The organism is Streptomyces europaeiscabiei (genome assembly GCF_001550375.1).
GTDB classification, from domain to species: domain Bacteria; phylum Actinomycetota; class Actinomycetes; order Streptomycetales; family Streptomycetaceae; genus Streptomyces; species Streptomyces europaeiscabiei.
Genome location: NZ_LRTR01000157.1, coordinates 1 through 4,295 on the forward strand (window position 1 = coordinate 1; position 4,295 = coordinate 4,295).

Annotated in this window: 3 protein-coding genes and 2 pseudogenes; 2 read left to right on the forward strand and 3 right to left on the reverse strand. The window is 70.7% G+C overall.

The genetic code is table 11. The features are described 5' to 3' along the window. From AWZ10_RS07045 to AWZ10_RS07055, 3 genes and pseudogenes are all read right to left on the reverse strand, one after another. Positions 1 to 342 (reverse strand): annotated as a pseudogene (locus AWZ10_RS07045) (MFS transporter); the annotation flags it as partial. Positions 343 to 675: 333 nt separating this feature from the next. Continuing rightward, on the reverse strand, positions 676 to 1,632 hold the full coding sequence (gene meaB / locus AWZ10_RS07050) for a methylmalonyl Co-A mutase-associated GTPase MeaB (protein WP_060890684.1): 957 nt from the start codon (positions 1,630 to 1,632) through the stop codon (positions 676 to 678). A gap of 46 nt (positions 1,633 to 1,678) precedes the next feature. After that, positions 1,679 to 2,881, reverse strand: coding sequence for an acetyl-CoA C-acetyltransferase (locus AWZ10_RS07055; RefSeq protein ID WP_060890685.1), 1,203 nt, complete (start codon positions 2,879 to 2,881; stop codon positions 1,679 to 1,681). 151 nt (positions 2,882 to 3,032) lie between these two features. On the opposite strand from AWZ10_RS07055, the gene mce reads away from it, so the two are divergent. Then, entirely contained in the window at positions 3,033 to 3,473 is a 441-nt protein-coding gene (gene mce, locus AWZ10_RS07060; RefSeq protein WP_013000629.1) for a methylmalonyl-CoA epimerase, read from the forward strand. A gap of 277 nt (positions 3,474 to 3,750) precedes the next feature. Next, positions 3,751 to 4,295 (forward strand): annotated as a pseudogene (locus AWZ10_RS07065) (hypothetical protein); the annotation flags it as partial.

The following is a 4,295-nucleotide window of genomic DNA, read 5'->3' on the forward strand; positions in this document are numbered from 1 at the left end:
CCCAGCCCCGGCGCCGTACGCCCCCGGCCGCCAACTCGCCACCGCCAGCGCGCCGAGCAGCACGGCGTACAGCGAGGCCATCGGCGGCAGCGCCCGGCGCGGGCCGTACCGGTCGACGAGCCCGGCCCTCACGGGTGAGAGGAAGACACTGGTGGTCCCGAACAGGGCCATGACCGTGCCGGCGACGGCGTACGACCCCGTCGTTCGGGTCACGGCGAGCAGCACGGCGACGGGCACCATGCCGTAGGAGAGCCGGCCGACGAGTACGGCGGCGAAGGTGCGACGGGCGTACGGAATGCGGAGCACCGCGGCGTACGAGGGCCGCGGAGAGGTCGCGGACATGCGAAAGGTTCCTCACTCGGAGGCGAAAAGGGGACACCGATGTCCCGCGTGCCGACCGTTCGGCAGCCGCGGGACCGTCCGCGCTCTACGCAAAGCGAAGGAACATGCCGTCAAACTAACAGCCCGCGCGCGAGCTCGGGAGTGGAGGCTCGTAAGACCACGGCGCTGCGGCCCTGACAGGCACGGGGCGCAGCCCCTGCTTTTCAGGGGCGCGGGGAACTGCGCGACCAGCCCCCGCCGAACCCGCACCTGGGGGTCGAAGGGGCGCCGCCCCCGGGGGAGGGACGGGTAGGGGCGGCGGGGGCGAGAGAAGGACCGCGCCCGGGCCTGGGCTCAGCCCGCCGTCAACCCCGCCACCAGTTCGTCCGCAGCCCGATAGGGATCCAGCTCCCCCGTCACGATCCGCTCGGCGAGAGCCGACAACCGCCGGTCGCCGTGCAGGTCCCCGATCCGCTCCCGAAGGGCCGTGACGGCGATGGTCTCCACCTCGCGGGCCGCCCGGGCCCGCCGGCGCTCGGCGAGAACCCCCCGCTCCTCCATCCACGCCCGGTGCTTCTCCAGCGCCTCCATGACCTCGTCGATCCCCTCCGCCCGCGACGCGACCGTCTTGACGATGGGCGGCCGCCAGTCCCCGGGCCTGCGGGACTCCCCCAGCCCCAGCATGTGGTTCAGCTCGCGCGCGGTCGCGTCGGCCCCGTCCCGGTCCGCCTTGTTGACCACATACACGTCACCGATCTCCAGGATCCCGGCCTTGGCCGCCTGGATGCCGTCGCCCATACCGGGAGCCAGGAGCACGACGGACGTGTCCGCCTGGGAGGCGATCTCCACCTCGGACTGCCCGACACCGACCGTCTCGACCAGGATCACCTCGCACCCGGCCGCGTCGAGCACCCGGATCGCCTGGGGCGCCGACCACGCCAGGCCCCCCAGATGCCCACGCGTCGCCATCGAACGGATGTACACGCCGGGGTCGGAGGAGTGCTCGGACATCCGGACGCGGTCGCCGAGGAGGGCACCACCGCTGAACGGCGAGGACGGATCCACCGCCAGCACCCCGACCCGCTTCCCGGCCCGCCGGTACGCGGTCACCAGCGCCGACGTGGACGTGGACTTGCCCACGCCGGGCGAGCCGGTGAGGCCGACGACGTACGCCCCGCCCGTGAGCGGGGCCAGCGCCGCCATGACCTCACGGAGCTGCGGGGACGCCCCTTCCACCAGGGAGATCAGCCGGGCGACGGCCCTGGGCCGCCCTTCCCTGGCCTGTGCCACCAGCGTGGGGACGTCCTGCATCACAGCTCCGTTCCGAACAGCCACGTACACCTGAGAAGTGAAGGCCTCAGGCCTTGGGTACCCGCACGATCAGCGCGTCACCCTGCCCGCCGCCACCGCACAGCGCGGCCGCGCCGACACCGCCGCCGCGCCGCTTCAGCTCCAGGGCGAGGTGGAGGACGAGACGGGCGCCGGACATGCCGATGGGGTGCCCGAGAGCGATCGCACCACCGTTGACGTTCACCTTTTCCGGGGACACGCCGAGGTCCCTCATTGACTGCACGGCGACCGCGGCGAAGGCCTCGTTGATCTCGATCAGGTCGAGATCGGCCACGTCCAGGCCGTCCTTCTTCAGGGCGTGCCGGATCGCGTTCGACGGCTGCGACTGCAGGGAGTTGTCCGGCCCGGCCACGTTCCCGTGCGCGCCGATCTCGGCGAGCCACGTGAGGCCCAGCTCCTCCGCCTTGGCCTTGCTCATGACGACCACGGCGGCGGCGCCGTCGGAGATCTGCGAGGCGGAGCCTGCGGTGATCGTGCCGTCCTTGACGAAGGCCGGGCGCAGCTTGCCCAGCGACTCGGCGGTGGTCTCACCGCGGATGCCCTCGTCCTGGCTGAAAACGACCGGTTCACCCTTGCGCTGCGGGATCTCGACCGGCGTGATCTCGGCCTCGAAGAGGCCGTTCTTCTGGGCGGCGGCGGCCCGCTGGTGGGACTGGGCGGCGATCTCGTCCTGTTCGGGGCGCAGGATACCGAGACGCGTGTTGTGCTTCTCGGTGGACTCGCCCATGGCGATGTTCTCGAAGGCGTCCGTGAGCCCGTCGTACGCCATCGCGTCGAGCATCTGGATCGCCCCGTACTTGTGGCCCTCACGGGACTTCGGGAGCAGGTGGGGCGCGTTCGTCATGGACTCCTGACCGCCCGCCACGACCACGTCGAACTCGCCGGCGCGGATCAGCTGGTCGGCCAGGGCGATGGCGTCGAGGCCCGAGAGACAGACCTTGTTGATCGTGAGCGCGGGCACGTCCATGGGGATGCCCGCCTTGACGGCTGCCTGGCGCGCCGGGATCTGCCCCGCCCCGGCCTGGAGCACCTGGCCCATGATCACGTACTGCACCTGGTCGCCACCGATCCCCGCACGGTCCAGGGCGGCCTTGATCGCGAAGCCGCCGAGGTCGGCTCCGGAGAAGGACTTCAGCGAACCGAGCAACCGTCCCATGGGCGTCCTGGCGCCCGCGACGATCACCGAGGTCGTGCCATTCGTTCCAGTCATGAGGTGCGATCCCTTCCAGCTTGCACAGCCGGGAAGTGAGTGAACGAGGGTTTACTTCGAATGTACTGAGTGGCACTCCGTGCCGTCACCGGGCTGTCGGTGTGATCGCGCGCACGTTGCGTAACCGTCGCCGGAGCGCTGCACTGACACCATGCTGACGCGAATCGACCACATCGGAATCGCCTGCTTCGACCTCGACAGGACCGTCGAGTTCTACCGGGCCACGTACGGCTTCGAGGTGTACCACTCCGAGGTCAACGAGGAGCAGGGCGTGCGCGAGGCCATGCTCAGGATCAACAGCACGGACGACGGCGGCGCCTCCTACCTGCAGCTCCTGGAGCCCACCCGCGAGGACTCCACCGTCGCGAAGTGGCTGGCCAAGAACGGCGAGGGGGTCCACCACATCGCCTTCGGCACGGCGGACGTCGACGGCGAGGCGGCCGCGATCAAGGACAAGGGCGTACGCGTCCTGTACGAGGAGCCGCGAGTCGGTTCCATGGGGTCACGGATCACGTTTCTGCACCCCAAGGATTGCCACGGCGTACTGACAGAACTGGTCACTTCGGCGCCAGTTGAGTCACCTGAGCACTGACCCCCGTACATATGGGCCGGTAGGGTTGGGGTCGGCCGTCGCCTTCGAGGGGGACGGCCCGGATCCTGCCGCCTTCCGACGAGCGGGATCCAAGGGCACCGCGGAGATCCATCAGCGGTTGTCCGAGGGCCGGGGTCAAAGGTTTCGGCGGACGGGGTGAGGGCGGCAGCCCGTGCTCCGCCGTCGATCTGACACCATTCCCCGGGAGCACCGTTCGACGGTTGGACGGAGCTCGTTTGCCAGAAGGTTGCGACCAGGGGACGGATGGGACCGCGCAGTGCGGGGCTACGAACGCCAGGAGCGAGAGCCGGCGGCTGACGTCGACCACCTCTCTCGGTTCGAGGCCGAGATGGAGCGGCTGAAGACCGAGCGGGAAAAGGCGATCCAGCACGCCGAGGACCTCGGCTACCAGGTCGAGGTGCTGCGCGCCAAGCTGCACGAGGCGCGCCGCACCCTCATGTCCCGGCCCGCCTACGACAGCGGGGGCGACCTCGGGTACCAGGCCGAGCAGATGCTCCGCCAGGCCCAGATGCAGGCCGACCAGCTGCGCACGGACGCCGAGCGTGAGCTGAGCCAGGCCCGGGCGCAGACCCAGCGGATCCTGCAGGAGCACGCCGAGCAGGCCGCGCGGCTCCAGGCGGAGCTGCACCAGGAGGCGGTCACCCGCCGCCAGCAGCTCGACCAGGAGCTGTCGGAGCGCCGCCAGACGGTCGAGTCGCACGTCAACGAGAACGTGGCGTGGGCCGAGCAGCTCCGCGCCCGCAGCGAGGCCCAGGCCCGCCGGCTCGTCGACGAGTCGCGTGCGGAGGCCGCGCAGGCGCT

What these genes read in the sequence shown, in the direction of transcription:
- meaB (WP_060890684.1), bottom strand. Translation starts at nt 1,632, where the DNA reads ATGCAGGACGTCCCCACGCTGGTGGCACAGGCCAGGGAAGGGCGGCCC.
- AWZ10_RS07055 (WP_060890685.1), bottom strand. Translation starts at nt 2,881, where the DNA reads ATGACTGGAACGAATGGCACGACCTCGGTGATCGTCGCGGGCGCCAGG.
- mce (WP_013000629.1), top strand. Translation starts at nt 3,033, where the DNA reads ATGCTGACGCGAATCGACCACATCGGAATCGCCTGCTTCGACCTCGAC.